The sequence below is a fragment of the Cryptosporangium minutisporangium genome, assembly GCF_039536245.1.
GTDB lineage: Bacteria > Actinomycetota > Actinomycetes > Mycobacteriales > Cryptosporangiaceae > Cryptosporangium > Cryptosporangium minutisporangium.
The window spans coordinates 1-18,635 of the sequence record NZ_BAAAYN010000045.1 but is presented as its reverse complement, the minus strand read 5'-3'; the positions used below and the strand labels follow the sequence as shown (position 1 = coordinate 18,635).

General features: G+C 67.3%; 32 protein-coding genes. All 32 read right to left on the bottom strand.

Annotated elements, in window-relative coordinates:
- Positions 1 to 40 precede the first annotated feature (40 nt).
- On the bottom strand, positions 41 to 1,063 hold the full coding sequence (locus ABEB28_RS32480; protein WP_345732076.1) for a DNA-directed RNA polymerase subunit alpha: 1,023 nt from the start codon (positions 1,061 to 1,063) through the stop codon (positions 41 to 43).
- A gap of 120 nt (positions 1,064 to 1,183) precedes the next feature.
- On the bottom strand, positions 1,184 to 1,810 hold the full coding sequence (gene rpsD, locus ABEB28_RS32475) for a 30S ribosomal protein S4 (RefSeq protein WP_345732075.1): 627 nt from the start codon (positions 1,808 to 1,810) through the stop codon (positions 1,184 to 1,186).
- A gap of 32 nt (positions 1,811 to 1,842) precedes the next feature.
- The gene (gene rpsK, locus ABEB28_RS32470; protein ID WP_035857800.1) at positions 1,843 to 2,247 is read right to left on the bottom strand and encodes a 30S ribosomal protein S11; all 405 of its coding nucleotides are present in this window, start codon (positions 2,245 to 2,247) and stop codon (positions 1,843 to 1,845) included.
- 82 nt (positions 2,248 to 2,329) lie between these two features.
- Positions 2,330 to 2,710 (bottom strand): 30S ribosomal protein S13, encoded by a 381-nt coding sequence (rpsM, locus tag ABEB28_RS32465; protein ID WP_345732074.1) that lies wholly within the window; start codon positions 2,708 to 2,710, stop codon positions 2,330 to 2,332.
- Between the two features lie 185 nt (positions 2,711 to 2,895).
- Positions 2,896 to 3,009, bottom strand: a complete 114-nt coding sequence (gene rpmJ / locus ABEB28_RS32460) for a 50S ribosomal protein L36 (protein WP_035857802.1) — start codon at positions 3,007 to 3,009, stop codon at positions 2,896 to 2,898.
- A 60-nt stretch (positions 3,010 to 3,069) separates the two neighbouring features.
- Positions 3,070 to 3,291 (bottom strand): translation initiation factor IF-1, encoded by a 222-nt coding sequence (gene infA, locus ABEB28_RS32455; protein WP_035857803.1) that lies wholly within the window; start codon positions 3,289 to 3,291, stop codon positions 3,070 to 3,072.
- Between the two features lie 219 nt (positions 3,292 to 3,510).
- Positions 3,511 to 3,936, bottom strand: a complete 426-nt coding sequence (locus tag ABEB28_RS32450; RefSeq protein ID WP_345732073.1) for a DUF1707 SHOCT-like domain-containing protein — start codon at positions 3,934 to 3,936, stop codon at positions 3,511 to 3,513.
- A gap of 23 nt (positions 3,937 to 3,959) precedes the next feature.
- Positions 3,960 to 4,805, bottom strand: a complete 846-nt coding sequence (gene map / locus ABEB28_RS32445) for a type I methionyl aminopeptidase (RefSeq protein ID WP_345732072.1) — start codon at positions 4,803 to 4,805, stop codon at positions 3,960 to 3,962.
- 247 nt (positions 4,806 to 5,052) lie between these two features.
- Positions 5,053 to 5,703, bottom strand: coding sequence for an adenylate kinase (locus tag ABEB28_RS32440; RefSeq protein WP_345732071.1), 651 nt, complete (start codon positions 5,701 to 5,703; stop codon positions 5,053 to 5,055).
- Positions 5,703 to 7,034: a preprotein translocase subunit SecY gene (secY, locus tag ABEB28_RS32435; RefSeq protein ID WP_345732070.1), complete on the bottom strand. Its 1,332-nt coding sequence runs from the start codon at positions 7,032 to 7,034 to the stop codon at positions 5,703 to 5,705. Before secY ends, ABEB28_RS32440 begins: the two co-directional genes overlap by 1 nt.
- A 301-nt stretch (positions 7,035 to 7,335) precedes the next feature.
- Complete coding sequence (rplO, locus tag ABEB28_RS32430; protein ID WP_345732069.1) at positions 7,336 to 7,785, bottom strand: 50S ribosomal protein L15; 450 nt, start codon at positions 7,783 to 7,785, stop codon at positions 7,336 to 7,338.
- A gap of 4 nt (positions 7,786 to 7,789) precedes the next feature.
- Positions 7,790 to 7,972, bottom strand: coding sequence for a 50S ribosomal protein L30 (gene rpmD / locus ABEB28_RS32425; RefSeq protein WP_345732068.1), 183 nt, complete (start codon positions 7,970 to 7,972; stop codon positions 7,790 to 7,792).
- 1 nt (position 7,973) lies between these two features.
- Positions 7,974 to 8,570: a 30S ribosomal protein S5 gene (rpsE, locus tag ABEB28_RS32420; protein ID WP_345732067.1), complete on the bottom strand. Its 597-nt coding sequence runs from the start codon at positions 8,568 to 8,570 to the stop codon at positions 7,974 to 7,976.
- Between the two features lie 49 nt (positions 8,571 to 8,619).
- Positions 8,620 to 9,015 (bottom strand): 50S ribosomal protein L18, encoded by a 396-nt coding sequence (rplR, locus tag ABEB28_RS32415; RefSeq protein ID WP_345732066.1) that lies wholly within the window; start codon positions 9,013 to 9,015, stop codon positions 8,620 to 8,622.
- Positions 9,015 to 9,554 (bottom strand): 50S ribosomal protein L6, encoded by a 540-nt coding sequence (gene rplF, locus ABEB28_RS32410; RefSeq protein ID WP_345732065.1) that lies wholly within the window; start codon positions 9,552 to 9,554, stop codon positions 9,015 to 9,017. Before rplF ends, rplR begins: the two co-directional genes overlap by 1 nt.
- Positions 9,555 to 9,562: 8 nt before the next feature.
- Complete coding sequence (gene rpsH, locus ABEB28_RS32405) at positions 9,563 to 9,967, bottom strand: 30S ribosomal protein S8 (RefSeq protein WP_073259051.1); 405 nt, start codon at positions 9,965 to 9,967, stop codon at positions 9,563 to 9,565.
- Positions 9,968 to 10,067: 100 nt separating this feature from the next.
- A complete protein-coding gene (locus tag ABEB28_RS32400; RefSeq protein WP_073259052.1) occupies positions 10,068 to 10,253 on the bottom strand; it encodes a type Z 30S ribosomal protein S14 in 186 nt (61 codons plus the stop codon).
- 2 nt (positions 10,254 to 10,255) lie between these two features.
- Positions 10,256 to 10,825, bottom strand: coding sequence for a 50S ribosomal protein L5 (gene rplE / locus ABEB28_RS32395; protein WP_345732064.1), 570 nt, complete (start codon positions 10,823 to 10,825; stop codon positions 10,256 to 10,258).
- On the bottom strand, positions 10,825 to 11,172 hold the full coding sequence (gene rplX / locus ABEB28_RS32390) for a 50S ribosomal protein L24 (RefSeq protein WP_345732063.1): 348 nt from the start codon (positions 11,170 to 11,172) through the stop codon (positions 10,825 to 10,827). The genes rplE and rplX overlap by 1 nt, the downstream gene beginning before the upstream one ends.
- 2 nt (positions 11,173 to 11,174) lie before the next feature.
- On the bottom strand, positions 11,175 to 11,543 hold the full coding sequence (gene rplN / locus ABEB28_RS32385) for a 50S ribosomal protein L14 (protein ID WP_035857817.1): 369 nt from the start codon (positions 11,541 to 11,543) through the stop codon (positions 11,175 to 11,177).
- Positions 11,544 to 11,745: 202 nt separating this feature from the next.
- Entirely contained in the window at positions 11,746 to 12,033 is a 288-nt protein-coding gene (rpsQ, locus tag ABEB28_RS32380) for a 30S ribosomal protein S17 (RefSeq protein WP_345732062.1), read from the bottom strand.
- Between the two features lie 61 nt (positions 12,034 to 12,094).
- The gene (rpmC, locus tag ABEB28_RS32375) at positions 12,095 to 12,334 is read right to left on the bottom strand and encodes a 50S ribosomal protein L29 (protein ID WP_073259056.1); all 240 of its coding nucleotides are present in this window, start codon (positions 12,332 to 12,334) and stop codon (positions 12,095 to 12,097) included.
- Entirely contained in the window at positions 12,331 to 12,753 is a 423-nt protein-coding gene (gene rplP, locus ABEB28_RS32370; RefSeq protein ID WP_345732061.1) for a 50S ribosomal protein L16, read from the bottom strand. Before rplP ends, rpmC begins: the two co-directional genes overlap by 4 nt.
- 3 nt (positions 12,754 to 12,756) lie before the next feature.
- On the bottom strand, positions 12,757 to 13,680 hold the full coding sequence (gene rpsC, locus ABEB28_RS32365) for a 30S ribosomal protein S3 (protein ID WP_345732060.1): 924 nt from the start codon (positions 13,678 to 13,680) through the stop codon (positions 12,757 to 12,759).
- Positions 13,680 to 14,150 carry a 50S ribosomal protein L22 gene (rplV, locus tag ABEB28_RS32360; RefSeq protein ID WP_376980363.1) on the bottom strand — a complete coding sequence of 157 codons (471 nt, stop codon included), beginning with the start codon at positions 14,148 to 14,150 and terminating at the stop codon, positions 13,680 to 13,682. Before rplV ends, rpsC begins: the two co-directional genes overlap by 1 nt.
- Before the next feature lie 55 nt (positions 14,151 to 14,205).
- Positions 14,206 to 14,487: a 30S ribosomal protein S19 gene (gene rpsS, locus ABEB28_RS32355; protein WP_035857823.1), complete on the bottom strand. Its 282-nt coding sequence runs from the start codon at positions 14,485 to 14,487 to the stop codon at positions 14,206 to 14,208.
- 11 nt (positions 14,488 to 14,498) lie between these two features.
- The gene (gene rplB / locus ABEB28_RS32350; RefSeq protein ID WP_073259061.1) at positions 14,499 to 15,335 is read right to left on the bottom strand and encodes a 50S ribosomal protein L2; all 837 of its coding nucleotides are present in this window, start codon (positions 15,333 to 15,335) and stop codon (positions 14,499 to 14,501) included.
- Positions 15,336 to 15,378: 43 nt separating this feature from the next.
- A complete protein-coding gene (rplW, locus tag ABEB28_RS32345; RefSeq protein WP_345732059.1) occupies positions 15,379 to 15,675 on the bottom strand; it encodes a 50S ribosomal protein L23 in 297 nt (98 codons plus the stop codon).
- Positions 15,672 to 16,433: a 50S ribosomal protein L4 gene (gene rplD / locus ABEB28_RS32340; RefSeq protein WP_345732058.1), complete on the bottom strand. Its 762-nt coding sequence runs from the start codon at positions 16,431 to 16,433 to the stop codon at positions 15,672 to 15,674. The genes rplW and rplD overlap by 4 nt, the downstream gene beginning before the upstream one ends.
- The gene (gene rplC, locus ABEB28_RS32335; protein WP_345732057.1) at positions 16,430 to 17,098 is read right to left on the bottom strand and encodes a 50S ribosomal protein L3; all 669 of its coding nucleotides are present in this window, start codon (positions 17,096 to 17,098) and stop codon (positions 16,430 to 16,432) included. Before rplC ends, rplD begins: the two co-directional genes overlap by 4 nt.
- A gap of 218 nt (positions 17,099 to 17,316) precedes the next feature.
- Positions 17,317 to 17,625, bottom strand: coding sequence for a 30S ribosomal protein S10 (rpsJ, locus tag ABEB28_RS32330; RefSeq protein WP_035857828.1), 309 nt, complete (start codon positions 17,623 to 17,625; stop codon positions 17,317 to 17,319).
- Positions 17,626 to 17,771: 146 nt separating this feature from the next.
- On the bottom strand, positions 17,772 to 18,635 hold an 864-nt coding region (locus ABEB28_RS32325), incomplete at its 5' end, for an elongation factor Tu (protein ID WP_345732056.1).

Here is an 18,635-nt window from a genome sequence, read left to right as displayed (position 1 = left end):
GCCGGGTTCGTGTGGCACGGACCCGGCCACGGCCAGCGGGTTACAGCTGCTCGGTCTCGGCGTAGTCGGCGCCGTCGTAGTCGGCGTCGGAGAAGGTGTCCACGACGTTCGCCGGGTCGAACCCGGGCGGGGAGTCCTTGAGTGCGAGCCCCATCGTGGCCAGCTTCATCTTGACCTCGTCGATCGACTTCGCGCCGAAGTTGCGGATGTCGAGGAGGTCGGCCTCGCTGCGCGAGATGAGCTCACCCACGGAGTGGATGCCCTCGCGCTTGAGGCAGTTGTAGGAACGGACCGTCAGGTCGAGCTCCTCGATCGGCAGCGCCAGGTCGGCCGCGAGCGCGGCGTCCTGCGGCGACGGGCCGATGTCGATGCCCTCGGCGGTCTCGTCCAGCTCGCGGCAGAGCCCGAACAGCTCGACCAGGGTCGAACCGGCCGACGCGATCGCCGTCCGCGGCGTGATCGAGTTCTTCGTCTCGACGTCGATGATCAACTTGTCGAAGTCGGTGCGCTGCTCGACACGAGTCGCCTCGACCGCGTACTTGACCTTCAGCACCGGGGAGTAGATCGAGTCGACCGGAATCCGGCCGATCTCCTGCCCGGGCTGCTTGTTCTGGACGGCCGAGACGTAGCCACGGCCACGCTCGACAGTCAGCTCCATCTCGAGCCGACCCTTCGCGTTGATCGTGGCGATGTGCAGATCCGTGTTGTGCACGGTGACGCCGGCCGGCGGCGCGATGTCCGCCGCGGTGACCGTGCCGGGGCCCTGCTTGCGCAGGTACATCGTGACCGGCTCGTCGTTCTCGGAGCTGATCACGAGCTGCTTGATGTTCAGGATCAGCTCGGTGACGTCCTCCTTCACCCCCGGAACGGTGGTGAACTCGTGCAGGACGCCGTCGATCTTGATGCTGGTAACCGCAGCACCGGGGATCGAGGACAGCAGCGTGCGCCGGAGCGAGTTGCCCAGCGTGTAGCCGAATCCGGGCTCCAGCGGCTCGATGACGAACCGGGAACGGTGCTCGTTGACCTGCTCTTCGGTCAGCGCAGGGCGCTGGGTGATGAGCACTACCTACTCCTGTCGGTCAGGGCGTCCGCTATATGACGCCCGACGATCCGCGCAGCAAGTCTGCGCGGAGGCACTGCATATCAATCGTACGGGGCGGTGCCGAAGGCACCGCCCCACCGATCACTTCGAGTAGAGCTCGACGATCAGCTGTTCCTGGACCGGCGTGTCGATGACCTGCCGGGCCGGGAGAGCGTGGACCAGGATCCGCATCTGGCTGGAGAGAACCTCGAGCCAGGCGGGGATCCCGCGAGAGCCGGCCTCGGCGCGCGCGACGACGAACGGCGTGAGCTCGCGGGACTTCTCCCGGATCTCGACGATGTCGTTCTCGCTGACGCGGTAGGACGGGATGTCGACCTTGACGCCGTTGACCAGCACGTGGCCGTGGCGGACGACCTGGCGCGCCATGTCACGGGACTTGGCGAAGCCAGCCCGGTAAACGACGTTGTCCACGCGGGACTCCAGGATCTGGAGCAGGATGTCGCCGGTCTTGCCCTGCTTGCGGTTCGCCTCGACGTAGTAGCCGCCGAACTGCTTCTCCAGAACGCCGTAGATGCGCTTGGCCTTCTGCTTCTCACGCAGCTGGAGCAGGTACTCGCTGTCCTTGGTCCGACCGCGGCCGTGCTGGCCGGGCGGGTAGGGACGAACCTCGATCGGGCACTTCGGCGACTCACACTTGCTGCCCTTGAGGAACAGCTTCATCTTCTCGCGCCGGCAACGGCGGCAGTCAGCACCGGTGTAACGGGCCATTTCTCCTCAGTCTCCTCGTACGTGGGTGCTGATCAGACGCGGCGGCGCTTGGGCGGGCGGCAGCCGTTGTGCGGCATCGGGGTGACGTCGGAGATCGACCCCACCTCGAGACCCGTGGCCTGCAGCGACCGGATGGCGGTCTCGCGACCGGAGCCCGGGCCCTTCACGAAGACGTCGACCTTGCGCATGCCGTGCTCCTGCGCCTTGCGGGCAGCATTCTCGGCAGCCATCTGGGCAGCGAACGGCGTCGACTTACGGGAGCCCTTGAAGCCCACGTGGCCGGCGGAAGCCCAGCTGATCACGTTGCCCTGGGGGTCCGTGATCGACACGATCGTGTTGTTGAACGTGCTCTTGATGTGCGCGTGGCCGTGCGCGACATTCTTCTTTTCCTTGCGCCGGACCTTCTTGACCCCGGCGCCACGGCTCTTCGGTGGCATTGCGGAATATCTCCTCGAGAATGCGGTAGCTGGCTATCGGCCGAAGCGGACGGCGGCAGAACTCACGCCGCCCCGCGGGCGACTACTTCTTGCCCGGCTTCTTCTTGCCGGCCACGGTCTTGCGCGGGCCCTTACGGGTACGCGCGTTGGTGTGCGTGCGCTGACCGCGCACAGGAAGGCCGCGGCGGTGCCGGATGCCCTGGTAGCAACCGATCTCGATCTTGCGCCGGATATCGGCGGCGACCTCGCGGCGCAGGTCGCCCTCGACCCTGTACTGGGACTCGATGAAGTCACGGAGTCGAACCAGGTCTTCGTCCGTGAGGTCACGAACGCGGGTGTCCGGGTTGAGCCCGGTCGCCGCGATCGTCTCCAGAGAACGGGTCCGGCCGATACCGAAGATGTACGTGAGCGCGATTTCCAGCCGCTTTTCGCGGGGGAGGTCGACGCCGACGAGACGTGCCATGGGTGGGCGTACTCCTTCGTTTGCGGAGGTCTGCAGCGTCTATGAACCCCGCCTGCCCAGGCGGGCCCCGGCCTCCGACCGGGGGTGGAACATCAGCTTGCGCTCATGTTTCTAGACGCGATTGAGGTTCTGCTGCTGCGCTCGTGCAGGGTCGTTACGCCGCCCTGAGGAAAGGGCGGCGACGATCAGCCCTGCCGCTGCTTGTGGCGCAGGTTTTCGCAGATCACCATGACCCGCCCGTGCCGGCGAATCACCTTGCACTTGTCACAGATCGGCTTGACGCTCGGGTTGACCTTCACGGCTGTCGCCATCTCCTTGAAAACGCTCGCCAGCCGTGAGGACCAGCGCGCTGCTGCTCGTTACTTGTAGCGGTAGACGATGCGCCCGCGGGACAGGTCGTAGGGCGAGAGCTCTACCACCACCCGGTCTTCGGGCAGGATGCGGATGTAGTGCTGCCGCATCTTGCCGGAGATGTGGGCAAGGACGAGGTGGCCGTTCTGCAGCTCCACGCGAAACATCGCGTTCGGCAGCGCTTCGACGACTCGGCCTTCGATTTCGATGGCCCCGTCTTTCTTGGGCATGTCCTCCGCAATCGTGACGTCGTTCCGGGCCCGTAGGCACCGGCGGTAATACGCAGTGACAGCACGTCGGGTCTTCAGCCGCGCCTCACCCACCCGCCCTAACGCCTCCGAAGAGGCCGCGCGGACACGCGGGGAGAACAGACGCAACGCGCCAGCAACGAAGTCTACGTTGTCCTTGCCGAAGGCGCCAAACCGGCCCAGCCGGCCGCAGGACACGGCCTAGTCACGCCGCCCGGTCAGGCGGTTGGCGAGGAGCACCACGCCCCAGATACCGATCGGGAAAACGGGCCAGTAGAACGTCGCCTCGCCGCGGGCGACGTTGGTGATCAGCCAGATGCCGGTCAGGATGATGGCGAGCCGGAGCCAGCTGGTCTCACCGCCGGTGAGCCGCTTGGGCCGAGGGGTGGTGGTCGGTCTGTCGGCCGCGGTCGACGGCTGCGCCGGCAGGTCGGCGACGAGCGGCGCGAGGTCCGTATCGGTCTTCGCCGCGTACGCCGCTGCGGCGCGCTCGTCGAACTCGTGGAGGTCGAGCCGTCCCTCGTCGAGAGCGGCCTTGAGCCGGCCGACGACGGCCTGGCGCTCGGCGTCCCCGACCCGGACAGCGGGCGGCCGTCCCTCGGGAACGCCGGGTAATGAGGGGGACATACCACCAGTGTCGCTCGGACTTGCTACCCGATGCGAGGGATCTCGTTCTCTTCGCGGGACTGCTGGCGGGTCACCGCGTCACCGAGGCGGGAGACGCCCCCGTCCAGCGCGGTCAGCACCCACGGGCCGTCCTCGGTCAACACGAACGTGTGCTCGGTGTGCGCGGCCCGGGAGCCGTCGACGGTGACCACCGTCCACTGGTCCTCCAGCTCGACCGTGTCCGGGTCGGCCATCGTGATCATCGGTTCGATCGCCAGCGCCATCCCGACGCGGAGCTTCGGACCGCGTCCGGGCTTGCCGTAGTTCAGCACGTGCGGGTCCTGGTGCATCTCGGTGCCGATGCCGTGGCCACCGTAGTGCTTGACGATGCCGTACTTGCCGCCTGCGCGGACCGCGGTCTCCACCGCGTGGCTGATGTCGGTCAGCCGGCCACCGACCTTCGCGGCCGCGAACCCGGCCCACATCGCGTCCTCGCACACCTGCGCCATCTTCAGGTACGCCGGGTCGACCCTGCCCACCCCGACGGTGATCGCCGAGTCACCGTGCCAGCCGTCGACGATCGCGCCGCAGTCGATCGAGATCAGGTCGCCGTCCTCCAGCACCTGGCTCTTGCGCGGGATGCCGTGCACGACCTGGTCGTTCACCGACGCGCAGATCGAGGCCGGGAAGCCGTGGTAACCCTTGAACGACGGGATCCCGCCCAGCGAGCGGATCGAGTCCTCGGCGATCGCGTCGAGGTCGGCCGTCGAGACGCCGGGCGCCACCGCGGCGCGCAACCGCTCGAGGGTCTTCCCGACCACGAGGCCGGCCTCGCGCATCAACCGGATCTCGGCGGGCGTCTTGAGCTGGATTTCCTGCGTCCTGAACACGTCCTCGACCCTAGCTCGGCATCCGTTCGCGCCCTACCCGGCCCCGCGACGGCCGCCGCGCGCACCCGCCGCGCGACGGTGCGCTTCCCGGACGGCGCCCACCCGCACCCCGCGGATTGACGCCGAATCCGCCTCCAGGGCGGCCCTGGGAGCGGATATGGCGCAAGTCCGCGTCGGACCCGGCCAGAGCCCGGATACGCGACGCCGGGCCAGGCCGCAGCCTGGCCCGCCGTCGCGGGAAACGCGTCTACTCGAACGGGGCGAGCGCGTCGATGGCGCGGTCGGTGATGTCCTCGACCGGCCCGGTGGCGTCGATCCCCACCAGCTTGCCCTGAGCGCTGTAGAAGTCGACGAGCGGCTCCGTCTGCTCGTGATAGACCTCGAGGCGCTTAGCGATCGTCTCCGGCTTGTCGTCGTCCCGCTGGAACAGCTGGCCGTCGCAGCGGTCACAGACGCCGGGGACCGTCGTCGGGTCGAACTCGACGTGCCAGATCTTGCCGCAGCCCCGGCAGGTCCGTCGCCCGGAGAGTCGCCGGATCACCTCGTCGTCCTCGACCACGAGTTCGAGTACGACGTCGATCTTGACGCCCAACTCCTTGAGCATGTCGTCCAGCACCTCGGCCTGCGGGACGTTGCGCGGGAACCCGTCGAGCAGGAACCCGTCCACCGCGTCCGGCTCGGCGAGCCGCTGCCGCACCATGTTGATGGTGATCTCGTCGGGCACGAGCTGACCGGAGTCCATGTACTTCTTCGCCTCGACGCCCAGCGGCGTCCCCTGACCCACGTTGTAGCGAAAGAGGTCACCGGTGGAGATCTTGGGCGCAGCGAGATGAGCTGCGATGAACTCGGCCTGAGTCCCCTTGCCCGCACCCGGGGGGCCGACCAGTACCAGCCGCACTAGCGGAGGAAACCTTCGTAGTTGCGCTGCATGAGCTGGCTCTCGATCTGTTTAACGGTCTCGAGACCGACGCCGACGATGATCAGTACCGCCGTACCCCCGAAGGGGAAGTTCTGCGTGTTGTTGCCGCTGTCATCCAGGAGTGAGATGAACAAGTTCGGAAGAACCGCGATGATACCCAGGTAGAGCGACCCCGGCAGGGTGATCCTGCTGAGAATGTAGCCGAGGTACTCCGCCGTGGGCCGACCGGGCCGGATGCCCGGCACGAAGCCACCGAACTTCCGCATGTTGTCCGCGACCTCAGTCGGGTTGAACGTGATCGCCACGTAGAAGTACGTGAAGAAGACGATCAGGGCGAAATACATGAGGATGTGGACCCAGGAATCGGCGGGAGTGATCCACTTGTCCACGAATCGCTGGACCGAACCGGGGTTCTCCGGGTCACCCAGCTGACTGAACAGCTGCGGCAAGTAGAGCAGCGATGAGGCGAAGATCACCGGAATGACACCCGCCTGGTTGACCTTCAGCGGGATGTAGGTCGACGTCCCGCCGTACATCCGCCGGCCGATCATCCGCTTCGCGTACTGGACCGGGATTCGCCGCTGCGCCTGCTCGATGAAGACCACCAGGCCGATGACCACGAGCACGATCACGAGCACGATTCCGAAGACCAGGCCACCCTTGGTCTCGAGGATGTTGTTGCCCTCGTAGGGCATCCGCGCGGCGATCGAGGTGAAGATCAGAACCGACATGCCGTTGCCGACGCCCCGGTCGGTGATCAGCTCGCCGAGCCACATGACGACGGCCGTACCGGCGGTCATGGTCAGCACCAGCGTGGTGAGCGTGAGCCACTGCGGCTGGGCGGTGTTGCTCGGGATGATCGAGAGGTTGCAGCCCTGGAACAGGTTGCCGCTCCGGGCGAGCGCGATGTAGCCGGTCGACTGCAGCACCGCCAGGCCGATCGTCAGATAACGCGTGTACTGCGTGATCTTGGCCTGGCCCGCCTGGCCTTCCTTACGCAGCTGCTCCAGCCGTGGAATGACCACGACGAGTAGCTGCAGGATGATGCTGGCGGTGATGTAGGGCATGATCCCGAGCGCGAACACCGACAGCTGGAGGAGCGCGCCTCCGCTGAACAGGTTCAGCAGCGTCAAGACCTCACTGCCGCCGTCGGTGCGGAGCTGGTCGATGCACTGATTGATGTTGGTGACCGACACGCCTGGTGACGGCAGCGTGGCGCCCACTCGATAGATCGCAATGATGAACAGCGTGAAGAAAATCTTCTTGCGCAGGTCGGGCGTACGAAACGCCCTACCGAAGGCGGCGAGCACAAGTCCTCCTGCGCACGGACCCATCGTCGTGGCCCGCTGATCGGTCAGGCCGGTGACCCGAGGGGGTCAACCGCGGCCCAGTGTGGTCGGGGCAGCCCGCTCCGCCGTCAGGCGCGGGCCTGTGGTGCGACTCTAACAGTCGGCCGGTCTCCGATGGCCCACGCCGAAGTCCCCATACCGGTTCAGTCCGGGCGAGGCGTGAGCGCAGTCCGCCAGCAGCGGACCATGAGCGGCCACAGAGACCAACGGCGTCCGGCCCGGGCGAGTTCCGCCCGGGCCGGACGACCGGTTGCTGCGTTTCTTACTGGCCGAGCTCGTTGACCGAGCCGCCGGCCGCCAGGATCTTCTCCTTGGCGGTGGCCGAGAACTTGTGCGCGGACGCGGTGAGCTTCACGCCGCCCAGATCCCCGTCACCGAGGATCTTGACGAGGCGCCCCGGGCGGACCGCACCGGAGAGCGCGAGCTCCTCCGGGCCGATCTCGCCGCCGTCGGGGAACAGCTCCGCGAGCCGGTCCAAGTTCACGACCTGGTACTCGACCCGGAACCGGTTCTTGAAGCCCTTGAGCTTCGGCAGTCGCATGTGGATGGGCATCTGCCCACCCTCGAAGCGAGCCGGAACCTGGTAACGGGCCTTGGTTCCCTTGGTACCGCGGCCAGCCGTCTTACCCTTGGAGCCCTCGCCCCGACCCACGCGGGTCTTGGGGGTGTGGGCGCCAGGGGCCGGCTTCAGGTGATGGACCTTGAGGGCCATGGCGTTACTCGACCTCCTCGACCGACACGAGGTGCCGCACGGTGTGCACCATGCCGCGCATCTCGGGACGGTCTTCCTTCACGACGACGTCGTTGATCCGCTTGAGCCCGAGCGAACGCAGCGTGTGGCGCTGGTTCTGCTTGGTGCCGATCACCGACCGGATCTGGGTGACCTTGAGGCGTGCCATGTCACTCTCCTCCGGCCCGAGCACGGAGCAGCGCGCGCGGCGCGACGTCCTCGAGGGGCAGGCCGCGGCGGGCCGCGATCGCCTCGGGACGCTCGATCATCTTCAGCGCCGCGATCGTGGCGTGCACGATGTTGATCGCGTTGGACGAACCGAGGCTCTTGCTCAGGATGTCGTGGATACCGGCGCACTCCAGCACCGCGCGCACCGGGCCACCGGCGATGACACCGGTACCGGGGCTGGCGGGCTTCAGCAGGACGACGCCGGCCGCTTCCTCACCCTGCACCGGGTGAGCGATGGTCGAGCCGATCCGCGGCACCTTGAAGAAGTGCTTCTTGGCCTCCTCAACGCCCTTGGCGATGGCGGCCGGCACCTCCTTCGCCTTGCCGTAGCCGACACCGACGGTGCCGTCGCCGTCGCCCACCACGACCAGCGCGGTGAAGCTGAAGCGACGACCACCCTTGACGACCTTCGCCACACGGTTGATGGCGACGACGCGCTCGATGTGAGGCGACTTCTCCGGGGCCGCTCCGCCCCGCCCGCCGTCGCGGCGGTCCCGGCGCTCGCCGCCTCCACCGCCTCGGCGCTGCTGACCAGGCATCAGACGTTCCCCTCGTAGCTGATTGCTGTGCTCTCAGTGCTGGCGATCATCAGAACTCCAGCCCACCTTCGCGAGCAGCGTCGGCCAGAGCCGCGATCCGCCCGTGGTACTTGTTGCCGCCACGGTCGAAGACGACCGCGTCGACGCCCGCAGCCTTCGCACGCTCGGCGACCAGCGCGCCGACCTTGCGGGCCAGAGCCGACTTGTCGCCGTCGCCACCGCGGATCGACGCGTCCAGGGTCGACGCAGAGGCGACCGTGCGGCCGGCCGTGTCGTCGATGACCTGGGCGTAGATGTGCCGGGTGGAGCGGGTCACGACGAGCCGCGGACGGGTCTCGGTGCCGACGACCTTCTTCCGCAGGCGGAAGTGGCGACGCGCCTTGCCCACCCGGCGGACGGCGGAGACGCCGGCCCCGGACTTGCGCTGAAGCAGAGACGCAGCCATCACTTACCTGCCTTTCCGGCCTTACGCCGGACATTCTCGCCCTGGTATCGGACGCCCTTGCCCTTGTAGGGCTCCGGCGGACGAATCTTGCGGATGTTGGCGGCGACCTCGCCCACCAGCTGCTTGTCGATGCCCTCGACCACGAACTGGGTCGGCTTCTCGACGCGGAAGGAGATCCCCTCCGGCGGCCGGACGGTGACCGGGTGGCTGAACCCGAGCGCGAACTCGAGGTCAGAACCCTTGGCCTGGACGCGGTAACCGGTGCCCTGGATCTCCAGGGTCTTGCTGTACCCGGTGGTGACGCCGGCGATCATGTTCGCCACCAGCGTGCGGGTCAGCCCGTGACGCTCCTTGGCCCGACGCTCATCGCTAGGCCGCGTGACCTCGATCGAGCCGTCCTCGCCGCGCCCGATCGTGATCGGCTCGACGACCTGGTGGGTGAGCGTCCCCTTCGGGCCCTTCACGGTGACCGTCGAACCGTCGATAGCGACGTCGACGCCGGAAGGCACCGGGATCGGCAGCTTACCGATGCGTGACATGCTCTCCCCTACCAGACGTAGGCGAGGACTTCCCCGCCCACTCCACGCTTGGTCGCCTGCCGGTCGGTGAGCAGGCCCGAGGACGTGGAGATGATCGCCACGCCGAGGCCGCCCAGCACGCGGGGCAGACTGTTGGACTTCGCGTACACCCGCAGACCGGGCTTCGACACGCGCCGGAGGCCGGCGATGCTCCGCTCACGGTTGGGGCCGTACTTCAGGTCAACGGTGAGGACCTTGCCCACGCCGGTCTCGGAGTCGGCCACGGTCCAGCCGGCGATGTAGCCCTCCTGCTGAAGGATCTCGGCGACGTGCGCCTTGAGCTTCGAGTGGGGCATCGTCACCCGGTCGTGGTACGCCGAGTTGGCGTTGCGCAGACGAGTCAACATGTCTGCGATCGGGTCGGTCATCGTCATGGGTTCATGCCTTTCTCGCCGCGGTTCCCGAAGGCCTTCGGCGAAGCAGCGGACCTGTGAAGAGGTCCTTCATACGAGGTGGCGATCTGCTTGATGCGAGTCACCACGAGGACTTGGTGACTCCGGGAAGCTCACCGCGGTGCGCCATCTCACGGACGCAGATGCGGCACAGACCGAACGACCGGTACACGGCGCGCGGACGTCCACAGCGCTGGCAGCGAGTGTAGGCGCGCACCTTGAACTTCTGCTTGCCGGACGCCTTCTGGATCAGGGCCTTCTTCGCCATGCTCAGTTCTCCTTGAACGGAAAGCCGAGGAGCTTGAGCAGCGCCCGACCCTCCTCATCCGTCGTCGCGGTGGTCACGACCGTGATGTCCATGCCCCGCTGGCGGTCGATCTTGTCCACGTCGATCTCGTGGAACATCGACTGCTCGTTGAGGCCGAACGTGTAGTTACCGTGGCCGTCGAACTGCTTGCCGGACAGCCCGCGGAAGTCGCGGATGCGCGGCAGGGCGACCGACAGCAGACGGTCCAGGAACTCCCACATGCGGTCGTTCCGGAGGGTGACCTTCGCGCCGATCGGCTGGCCCTCACGCAGCTTGAACTGCGCGATGGACTTCCGGGCCTTCTGCACCTGCGGGCGCTGGCCGGTGATCGCGGTGAGGTCGCGGACCGCACCGTCGATCAGCTTCGAGTCGCGCGCGGCGTCACCGACGCCCATGTTCACGACGACCTTGACGACGCCCGGAACCTGCATGACGTTCGAGTACTTGAACTGGTCACGCAGCGCGGGGACGATCTCCTCGCGGTACCGCAGCTTCTGCCGCGGCTGAATCTTCTCGGTGGCCGGGGCCGTCATCAGATGTCCTCACCGGTCCGCCGCGAGACCCGGATCCGCTTGCGCTGGATCGAGCCGTCCTCGCGGGTGACCTCTTCGGTCCGGTACCCCACCCGGGTCGGCTTGTTGTCCGAGCCGACCACCATCACGTTGCTGACGTGGATGGGGGCCTCCTGCGTCACGATCCCGCCCGACTGCGCGCCGCGCTGCGTGGTGGAGACCTTGGTGTGCTTCTTGATCCGGTTGACGCCCTCGACGAGCACCCGCTGGGTGTCGGGGTACGACTGGATCACCTTGCCCTTGGCGCCCTTGTCCTTGCCGGCGATGACCAGGACCGTGTCGCCCTTTTTCACCTTGAGCTTCGCCATGGTCAGAGCACCTCCGGAGCCAGCGAGATGATCTTCATGAACCGCTTGTCCCGCAGCTCACGCCCGACCGGGCCGAAGATACGGGTCCCGCGGGGGTCGCCACCGTCCTTGATCAGGACCGCAGCATTCTCGTCGAAACGGATGTAGGAGCCGTCCGGCCGCCGCTTCTCCTTCACGGTGCGGACGACGACGGCCTTCACGACGTCACCGCGCTTCACGCCCGCGCCGGGGATGGCGTCCTTGACGGTGCCCACGATGATGTCGCCGATACCCGCGTACCGCCGGCCGGAGCCACCGAGGACCCTGATGCACAGGATCTCCTTTGCTCCGGTGTTGTCGGCGACACGCAGTCGCGACTCCTGCTGGATCACGTCAACTCCATAGATGTCGCGCCGGTTCTCTCAATGAGAGCCTGGCGGAACGAAACTGTTCTCAGTTTCCGGGAAGGGCCAATCATGCGCCCTTCCGGGGTCGGGGGGCCAATCGGCCCCCCGACTGCGGCTTATGAACTCTTCTCAACCTCTGACCTTCTCCGAGGTCAGGCGACCTCAGCGGCCGCCGGTCGAAAAGAATTCACTTCGCGCGCTCGAGGATCTCGACTACGCGCCACCGCTTGGTGGCCGACAGCGGCCGCGTCTCCATCAGCCGGACCCGGTCGCCGACGCCGCAGTCGTTCTGCTCGTCGTGCGCCTTCAGCCGGTTGGTGCGACGGATGACCTTGCCGTACAGACGGTGCTTGACGCGGTCTTCGACCTCGACAACCACGGTCTTGTCCATCTTGTCGCTGACCACGTAACCCTCACGGGTCTTACGGTCGTTGCGGGCTTCCACAGCCTGCTCGCTCACGGTGTCCTCACTCATGCCAATGCCTCGCTAACGCTCGGCATCGTCCCGAGCTCGGGCCTCACTGTGCTAGCTGAAGTCATGCCGTCACCTCACTCGGCGCCTGCTCGATGCCGAGCTCACGCGACCGCATGATCGTGTAGATCCGGGCGATGTCCCGGCGGACGACCTGGAGTCGGCGGTTGTTGTCCAGCTGACCGGTCGCGCTCTGGAAGCGGAGGTTGAACAGCTCCTCCTTGGCTTCCCGCAACCGCGTGACGAGCTGCTCGTCGTCGAGCTCGCGCAGCTCAGCAGCCTTGTCGTTCGGGCCGCTGCTCATGCCGCCTCACTCCCCTCGCGCTTCACGATCCGGCACTTCATCGGCAGCTTGTGGATCGCGCGGCGCATGGCCTCGCGAGCGATCTGCTCGTTCGGGTACTGCAGCTCGAAGAGCACTCGCCCCGGCTTGACGTTCGCGACCCACCACTCCGGCGAACCCTTACCGGAACCCATCCGGGTCTCGGCCGGCTTCTTGGTGAGCGGGCGGTCCGGGTAGATGTTGATCCAGACCTTGCCGCCACGCTTGATGTGACGGGTGATCGCGATACGCGCCGACTCGATCTGCCGGTTGGTCACGTAGGCCGGCTCCAGAGCCTGGATGCCGTACTCGCCGAAGGTGACCGCGGTGCCGCCCTTGGCCGCGCCACGGCGCGTCGGGTGGTGCTGCTTACGGTGCTTGACCCTGCGCGGAATCAGCATGGGTCAGCCCTCCTGACTGGTGTTCTCAGCCGGCGTGGCGGCGGGCTCGGGCGCCTCGACGATCGGCGCCGCGGCCGGAGCCACCGCGTTCGGGTCCACGTTCGACGACTCTTCACCAGAAGCGGTGGTCGGCGCCGGCGGCAGGTCAGCCTCGGTGCGCTCGGCACCGCGGCCGCCGCCACCCTGACGCTCGCCACGGCCACGGCCGCCACCGCCACCACCGGCGCCACGGCGACGGTCGGGACGGTTGCCGCGGTGCTGGCGCAGCGCGGCCTCGGCCGCCTCGCGCTCGGCCCGGCTCTGCACGACGTCGCCCTTGTAGATCCACACCTTGACGCCGATGCGGCCGAACGTGGTGCGGGCCTCGTAGATGCCGTAGTCGATGTTCGCGCGGAGCGTGTGCAGCGGAACCCGACCTTCGCGGTAGAACTCCGACCGCGACATCTCGGCACCACCCAGGCGGCCGGCGCACTGCACCCGGATGCCCTTGACGCCCGGCGACTTCATCGCCGACTGCATGGCCTTACGCATGGCGCGGCGGAAGCTCACCCGGGAGGAGAGCTGCTCGGCGACGCCCTGGGCAACCAGCTGCGCGTCGGCCTCGGGGTTCTTCACCTCGAGGATGTTGAGCTGCACCTGCTTGCTGGTGAGCTTCTCGAGCTGACCACGGATCCGGTCGGCCTCCGCACCGCGACGGCCGATGACGATGCCCGGCCGGGCGGTGTGGATGTCCACCCGAACCCGGTCGCGGGTGCGCTCGATCTCGACCCGCGAGATGCCGGCGCGTTCCATGCCGCGCGACATCATCTTCCGGATCGCCACGTCTTCACCGACGTAGTCCTTGTACAGCTTGTCTGCGTACCAGCGTGACTTCCACTCGGTCGTGATGCCGAGTCGGAAGCCGTGCGGGTTGACCTTCTGACCCATTACTCGGCGCTTCCCTTCGTGGCTGCCGCGCGGCCGCCGCTCGCCTTCTTCGGCGCCCGCTTCGGCTTCGCCGTCGGGGCCACACTCTCCACCACGACAGTGATGTGGCAGGTGCGCTTCCGGATCCGGTAGGCACGCCCCTGGGCGCGCGGCCGGAACCGCTTCATCGTCGGGCCCTCATCCACGAAGGCCTTCGTCACGAGCAGCGAGTCGGGGTCGAGCCGCTCGTTGTGCTCGGCGTTCGCGATCGCGCTCTCGACCACCCGGTAGACCTGCTCGCTGGCGGCCTGCGGGGCGAACTTGAGCGCGGTCAGCGCCTCTTTGGCGGGAAGACCCCGGATGAGGTCGACCACACGCCGGGTCTTCATCGCCGTCGTCCGGACGTACCGCGCCTCGGCGAATGCACCCGGGGCGTCCCCGAGCAGCGCCACGCGTCGCGGATTCACGCGCTTGCCGTCGATCACTGCCATCTGTCTGCTCTCTCGTCTTTCCGCGCTCGGGTAACCGTGCGCACCTGGGTCCGCGTCAGCGGCGGCGGCTCTTGCGGTCGTCCTTCTCGTGACCCTTGAACGTGCGGGTCGGCGAGAACTCGCCCAGCTTGTGCCCGACCATCGCCTCGGTGACGAACACCGGCACGTGCTTGCGTCCGTCGTGGACGCCGAGCGTGTGGCCGATCATCTCCGGCGTGACGGTCGAGCGACGCGACCAGGTCTTGATGACGTTCTTGGTTCCCCGGGCGTTCTGCGCGTCCACCTTCTTGATGAGGTGGTCGTCGACGAAGTAGCCCTTCTTCAAGCTGCGGGGCATGGCCTACAACCTCAGCGCTTCTTGTTGGTCTTGCGGCGGCGGACGATGAACTTGTCGCTGGCCTTGTTGGCCCGGCGAGTGCGCCCCTCGGGCTTGCCCTTGGGGTTGACCGGGTGACGACCACCAGAGGTCTTGCCCTCACCACCACCGTGCGGGTGGTCGATCGGGTTCATCGCCACACCACGGACGGTCGGGCGCTTGCCCTTCCAGCGCATGCGGCCGGCCTTGCCCCAGTTGATGTTCGACTGCTCGGCGTTGCCGACCTCGCCGACGGTCGCGCGGCAGCGCGCGTCGACGTTCCGGATCTCACCCGACGGCATCCGGAGCTGGGCGTACGGCCCGTCCTTCGCCACCAGCTGGACGCTCGCACCGGCGGAGCGCGCGATCTTCGCGCCGCCACCCGGCTTCAGCTCGATCGCGTGAACGACCGTACCGACCGGGATGTTGCGCAGCGGGAGGTTGTTGCCCGGCTTGATGTCGGCGCCCGGACCGGTTTCGACCCGGTCGCCCTGCCGCAGCTTGTTCGGCGCGACGATGTATCGCTTCTCGCCGTCGACGAAGTGCAGCAGCGCGATCCGCGCGGTGCGGTTCGGGTCATACTCGATGTGCGCGACCTTGGCCGGCACGCCGTCCTTGTCGGCCCGGCGGAAGTCGATCAGCCGGTACGCGCGCTTGTGGCCACCGCCCTGGTGGCGAGTGGTGACCCGCCCGTGCGCGTTGCGGCCGCCCTTGCTGTGCAGCGGCCGGACCAGCGACTTCTCCGGGTGGTCACGGGTGATCTCGACGAAGTCGGCGACGCTCGAACCACGCCGGCCCGGCGTAGTCGGCTTGTATTTGCGGATGCCCATCTGTATCCCTCAGCTCTCGATCCTCAGAATGGTCCGACCCCCGTCAGGAGACCGGCCCCCCGAAGATCTCGATGCGGTCACCCGGCGCGAGGCTCACGATCGCGCGCTTGGTGTCCTTCCGCTTACCGGTGCCGAACTTGGTCCGCTTCCGCTTCCCCTGCCGGTTCAGCGTGTTGACCGCCGTGACCTTGACGTTGAAGACCTGCTCGACCGCGATCTTGATCTGAGTCTTGTTCGCGTCCGGACGCACGTAGAACGTGTACTTGTTGTCGTCCAGCAGGCCGTAGCTCTTCTCCGAGACGACCGGAGAGAGCAGGATGTCCCGCGGGTCGTAAATCACTTCGTCTCCTCGGTGTCAACAGCACCCTCGCCCTCGGCGGGGGCCACCGACGGCACCGGCTCACCCGGGATGTCGGGGGTGGTCAGGTCGGGCAGCTCCGCGGAGCTGGCCTTGGCAGTGGCGCCACCTGAGATGGGGCCGGCCACGAACTCGTCGAAGGCCTGCTGGGTGAAGACCACGTCGTCGCTGATCAGCACGTCGTACGTGTTGAGCTGGTCGGGCGACAGGACGTGCACCTCGGCGATGTTCCGGACCGACAGCCAGCCGGTGCGGTCACCACGCGAGACCACGACCAGGACGTGCCGCGAGGAGGCGATGTTCGCCAGCGCCTTGACCGCGTCCTTCGTCGACGGGGCGTCGCCCTCGACCAGGGAGGAGATCACGTGCACGCGTCCGCCGCGGGCCCGGTCGGAGAGCGCGCCCCGGAGGGCAGCGGCCTTCATCTTCTTGGGCGTCCGCTGCGAGTAGTCACGCGGCTGCGGGCCGTGGACCACGCCACCGCCGGTGAACTGCGGCGCGCGGGTCGAACCCTGCCGGGCGCGACCGGTGCCCTTCTGCTTGTAGGGCTTGGCCCCACCGCCGGACACCTCACCGCGGGTCTTCGTCTTGTGCGTGCCCTGTCGGGCCGCCGCCTGCTGCGCCACCACGACCTGGTGGATCAGCGGAACGTTCGTCGTCACGTCGAAGATCTCGGCGGGCAGGTCGGCCGTGCCGGTCTTCGCGCCGCTCGCGTCTACGACATCGATCGTCGTGGTCACTTAGCCACACCGCCCTTACCAAGCTGGGTCTTGGCGGCGGTGCGGATGAGCACCAGCCCGCCCTTGGGCCCGGGCACAGCGCCCTTGACCAGGATCAGGCCCTTCTCAGCGTCGACGCGGTGGACGCTGAGGTTCATCGTGGTGGTACGAACGCCACCCATGCGGCCCGCCATGCGCAGGCCCTTGAAGACACGGCCCGGGGTCGCGCAGCCGCCGATCGAACCCGGCGCGCGGTGCTTGCGCTGGGTACCGTGGCCGGCGCCGAGGCCCTTGAAGCCGTGCCGCTTCATGACACCCGCGTAACCCTTGCCCTTGCTGGTGCCGACGACGTCGACCTTGATGCCGGCCTCGAAGATCTCCGCGGAGACCTCCTGGCCGACCTCGTACTCGGCCGCGTCAGTCGTGCGGATCTCGACGAGGTGCCGCCGCGGGGTGACGCCGGCGGCCTTGAAGTGGCCGCTCTCCGGCTTGTTCACCTTCCGCGGGTCGATGCCGCCGAAGGCGACCTGGACCGCGGAGTAGCCGTCACGTTCGGGGGTACGCACCTGGGTCACGACATTCGGCCCGGCCTGCACGACGGTCACCGGAACGATCCGGTTGTTCTCGTCGAAGACCTGGGTCATGCCGAGCTTCTCGCCCAGGATCCCCTTGATCTGCCTGTCCATCTCTTCTTTCCGACTCTCTTTGGTCCGGATCCTCTCCCGGCCTGGATCGCTCCGGCCGGGCGTGTCCTTCGGTGGTGTCGTAATGCGTTGTCAGGCCTGAGTCCGACCTGAGCGCCACTACGTCCGTCAGAGACCTATTCAGGTCCGGCGCGCCATCCGCGCTTCTCGCGATGTGAGCGCCGTGCCATCCGTTCTACTACCAGGCCTGAATAGGCCTCTTAGAGCTTGATCTCGATGTCGACGCCGGCGGGGAGGTCGAGCCGCATGAGCGAGTCGACGGTCTTCGGCGTCGGGTCGAGGATGTCGATCAGCCGCTTGTGGGTCCGCATCTCGAAGTGCTCGCGGGAGTCCTTGTACTTGTGCGGCGAGCGGATCACGCAGTAGATGTTCTTCTCGGTCGGCAGCGGCACGGGGCCCGCAACCGACGCACCGGTGCGGATCACGGTGTCGACGATCTTCCGCGCCGAGCTGTCGATGACCTCGTGGTCATAGGCCTTGAGCCGGATGCGGATCTTCTGTCCCGCCATGGAACCTTCAGTCCTGTCTGTTACGCCGGGGGTCGGGTGGCTGCCGGGTAGTGGTCCGCGCGGAGCGGCGGTCGGATCGATGCGACCCGACCGCCGCGCCGCAAAGCACCGTCAGGTGCCGGGGCCGCACGCGACCCCGCGGACAACTACTTGTTGATCTTGGTGATGCGGCCGGCGCCGACGGTCCGACCACCCTCGCGGATCGAGAACCGCAGGTTGTTCTCCATCGCCACCGGCTGGATGAGCTTCACCGACATCTCGGTGTTGTCACCCGGCATGACCATCTCGGTGCCCTCGGGGAGGGTGACGACACCGGTCACGTCGGTGGTGCGGAAGTAGAACTGCGGACGGTAGTTGTTGAAGAACGGCGTGTGGCGGCCACCCTCGTCCTTGCTGAGGATGTAGACCTGCGCCTCGAACTCGGTGTGCGGAGTCGTGGTGCCCGGCTTGATGACGACCTGGCCGCGCTCCACGTCCTCGCGCTTGATGCCGCGGAGGAGCAGACCGACGTTCTCGCCGGCGCGGGCCTCGTCGAGCAGCTTGCGGAACATCTCGACGCCGGTGACCGTGGTGGTCTGCTTGGTCTCCTTGATGCCGACGATGTCGACAGTCTCGTTGACCTTCAGCACACCCCGCTCGACACGGCCGGTGACGACGGTGCCGCGACCGGTGATCGTGAAGACGTCCTCGATCGGCATGAGGAACGGCTTGTCGAGGTCCCGCTCGGGCTCCGGGATGGTCTCGTCGACCGCGTTCATCAGCTCGATGATCTTCTCGCCCCACTCGGCGTCGCCCTCGAGCGCCTTCAGCGCCGAGACACGCACGATCGGAGCGTCGTCACCCGGGAACTCGTACTGGTTGAGCAGCTCCCGCACCTCGAGCTCGACGAGCTCCAGGATCTCCTCGTCGTCCACGACGTCGGCCTTGTTCAGGGCGACGACGATGTACGGAACGCCGACCTGGCGGGCCAGGAGCACGTGCTCCTTGGTCTGCGGCATCGGGCCGTCGGT

Excerpts from the sequence above, each read along its gene's own strand:
- rpsS (WP_035857823.1), bottom strand. The coding sequence starts at position 14,487 with ATGCCCCGCAGCTTGAAGAAGGGCTACTTCGTCGACGACCACCTCATC.
- rpsH (WP_073259051.1), bottom strand. The coding sequence starts at position 9,967 with ATGACGATGACCGACCCGATCGCAGACATGTTGACTCGTCTGCGCAAC.
- rpmD (WP_345732068.1), bottom strand. The coding sequence starts at position 7,972 with ATGGCACGCCTCAAGGTCACCCAGATCCGGTCGGTGATCGGCACCAAG.
- rplE (WP_345732064.1), bottom strand. The coding sequence starts at position 10,825 with ATGACGGCCCCGGCCACCGAGAAGATTCAGCCGCGGCAGAAGCTGCGG.
- rplF (WP_345732065.1), bottom strand. The coding sequence starts at position 9,554 with ATGTCACGCATCGGTAAGCTGCCGATCCCGGTGCCTTCCGGCGTCGAC.
- rpsC (WP_345732060.1), bottom strand. The coding sequence starts at position 13,680 with ATGGGTCAGAAGGTCAACCCGCACGGCTTCCGACTCGGCATCACGACC.
- rpsJ (WP_035857828.1), bottom strand. The coding sequence starts at position 17,625 with ATGGCGGGACAGAAGATCCGCATCCGGCTCAAGGCCTATGACCACGAG.
- infA (WP_035857803.1), bottom strand. The coding sequence starts at position 3,291 with ATGCCCAAGAAAGACGGGGCCATCGAAATCGAAGGCCGAGTCGTCGAA.
- rpsQ (WP_345732062.1), bottom strand. The coding sequence starts at position 12,033 with ATGAGTGAGGACACCGTGAGCGAGCAGGCTGTGGAAGCCCGCAACGAC.
- ABEB28_RS32400 (WP_073259052.1), bottom strand. The coding sequence starts at position 10,253 with ATGGCGAAGAAGGCCCTGATCCAGAAGGCGTCCGGCAAGCAGAAGTTC.
- rplR (WP_345732066.1), bottom strand. The coding sequence starts at position 9,015 with ATGGCTGCGTCTCTGCTTCAGCGCAAGTCCGGGGCCGGCGTCTCCGCC.
- rplO (WP_345732069.1), bottom strand. The coding sequence starts at position 7,785 with ATGGCCCTCAAGGTCCATCACCTGAAGCCGGCCCCTGGCGCCCACACC.
- rpsM (WP_345732074.1), bottom strand. The coding sequence starts at position 2,710 with ATGGCACGTCTCGTCGGCGTCGACCTCCCCCGCGAAAAGCGGCTGGAA.
- rplP (WP_345732061.1), bottom strand. The coding sequence starts at position 12,753 with ATGCTGATTCCGCGCAGGGTCAAGCACCGTAAGCAGCACCACCCGACG.
- rpsD (WP_345732075.1), bottom strand. The coding sequence starts at position 1,810 with ATGGCCCGTTACACCGGTGCTGACTGCCGCCGTTGCCGGCGCGAGAAG.
- ABEB28_RS32450 (WP_345732073.1), bottom strand. The coding sequence starts at position 3,936 with ATGTCCCCCTCATTACCCGGCGTTCCCGAGGGACGGCCGCCCGCTGTC.
- rplB (WP_073259061.1), bottom strand. The coding sequence starts at position 15,335 with ATGGGCATCCGCAAATACAAGCCGACTACGCCGGGCCGGCGTGGTTCG.
- rpsE (WP_345732067.1), bottom strand. The coding sequence starts at position 8,570 with ATGCCTGGTCAGCAGCGCCGAGGCGGTGGAGGCGGCGAGCGCCGGGAC.
- rpmC (WP_073259056.1), bottom strand. The coding sequence starts at position 12,334 with ATGAGCAGCGGCCCGAACGACAAGGCTGCTGAGCTGCGCGAGCTCGAC.
- rplX (WP_345732063.1), bottom strand. The coding sequence starts at position 11,172 with ATGGCGAAGCTCAAGGTGAAAAAGGGCGACACGGTCCTGGTCATCGCC.
- rpsK (WP_035857800.1), bottom strand. The coding sequence starts at position 2,247 with ATGCCACCGAAGAGCCGTGGCGCCGGGGTCAAGAAGGTCCGGCGCAAG.
- rplC (WP_345732057.1), bottom strand. The coding sequence starts at position 17,098 with ATGGACAGGCAGATCAAGGGGATCCTGGGCGAGAAGCTCGGCATGACC.
- rplV (WP_376980363.1), bottom strand. The coding sequence starts at position 14,150 with ATGGCAGTGATCGACGGCAAGCGCGTGAATCCGCGACGCGTGGCGCTG.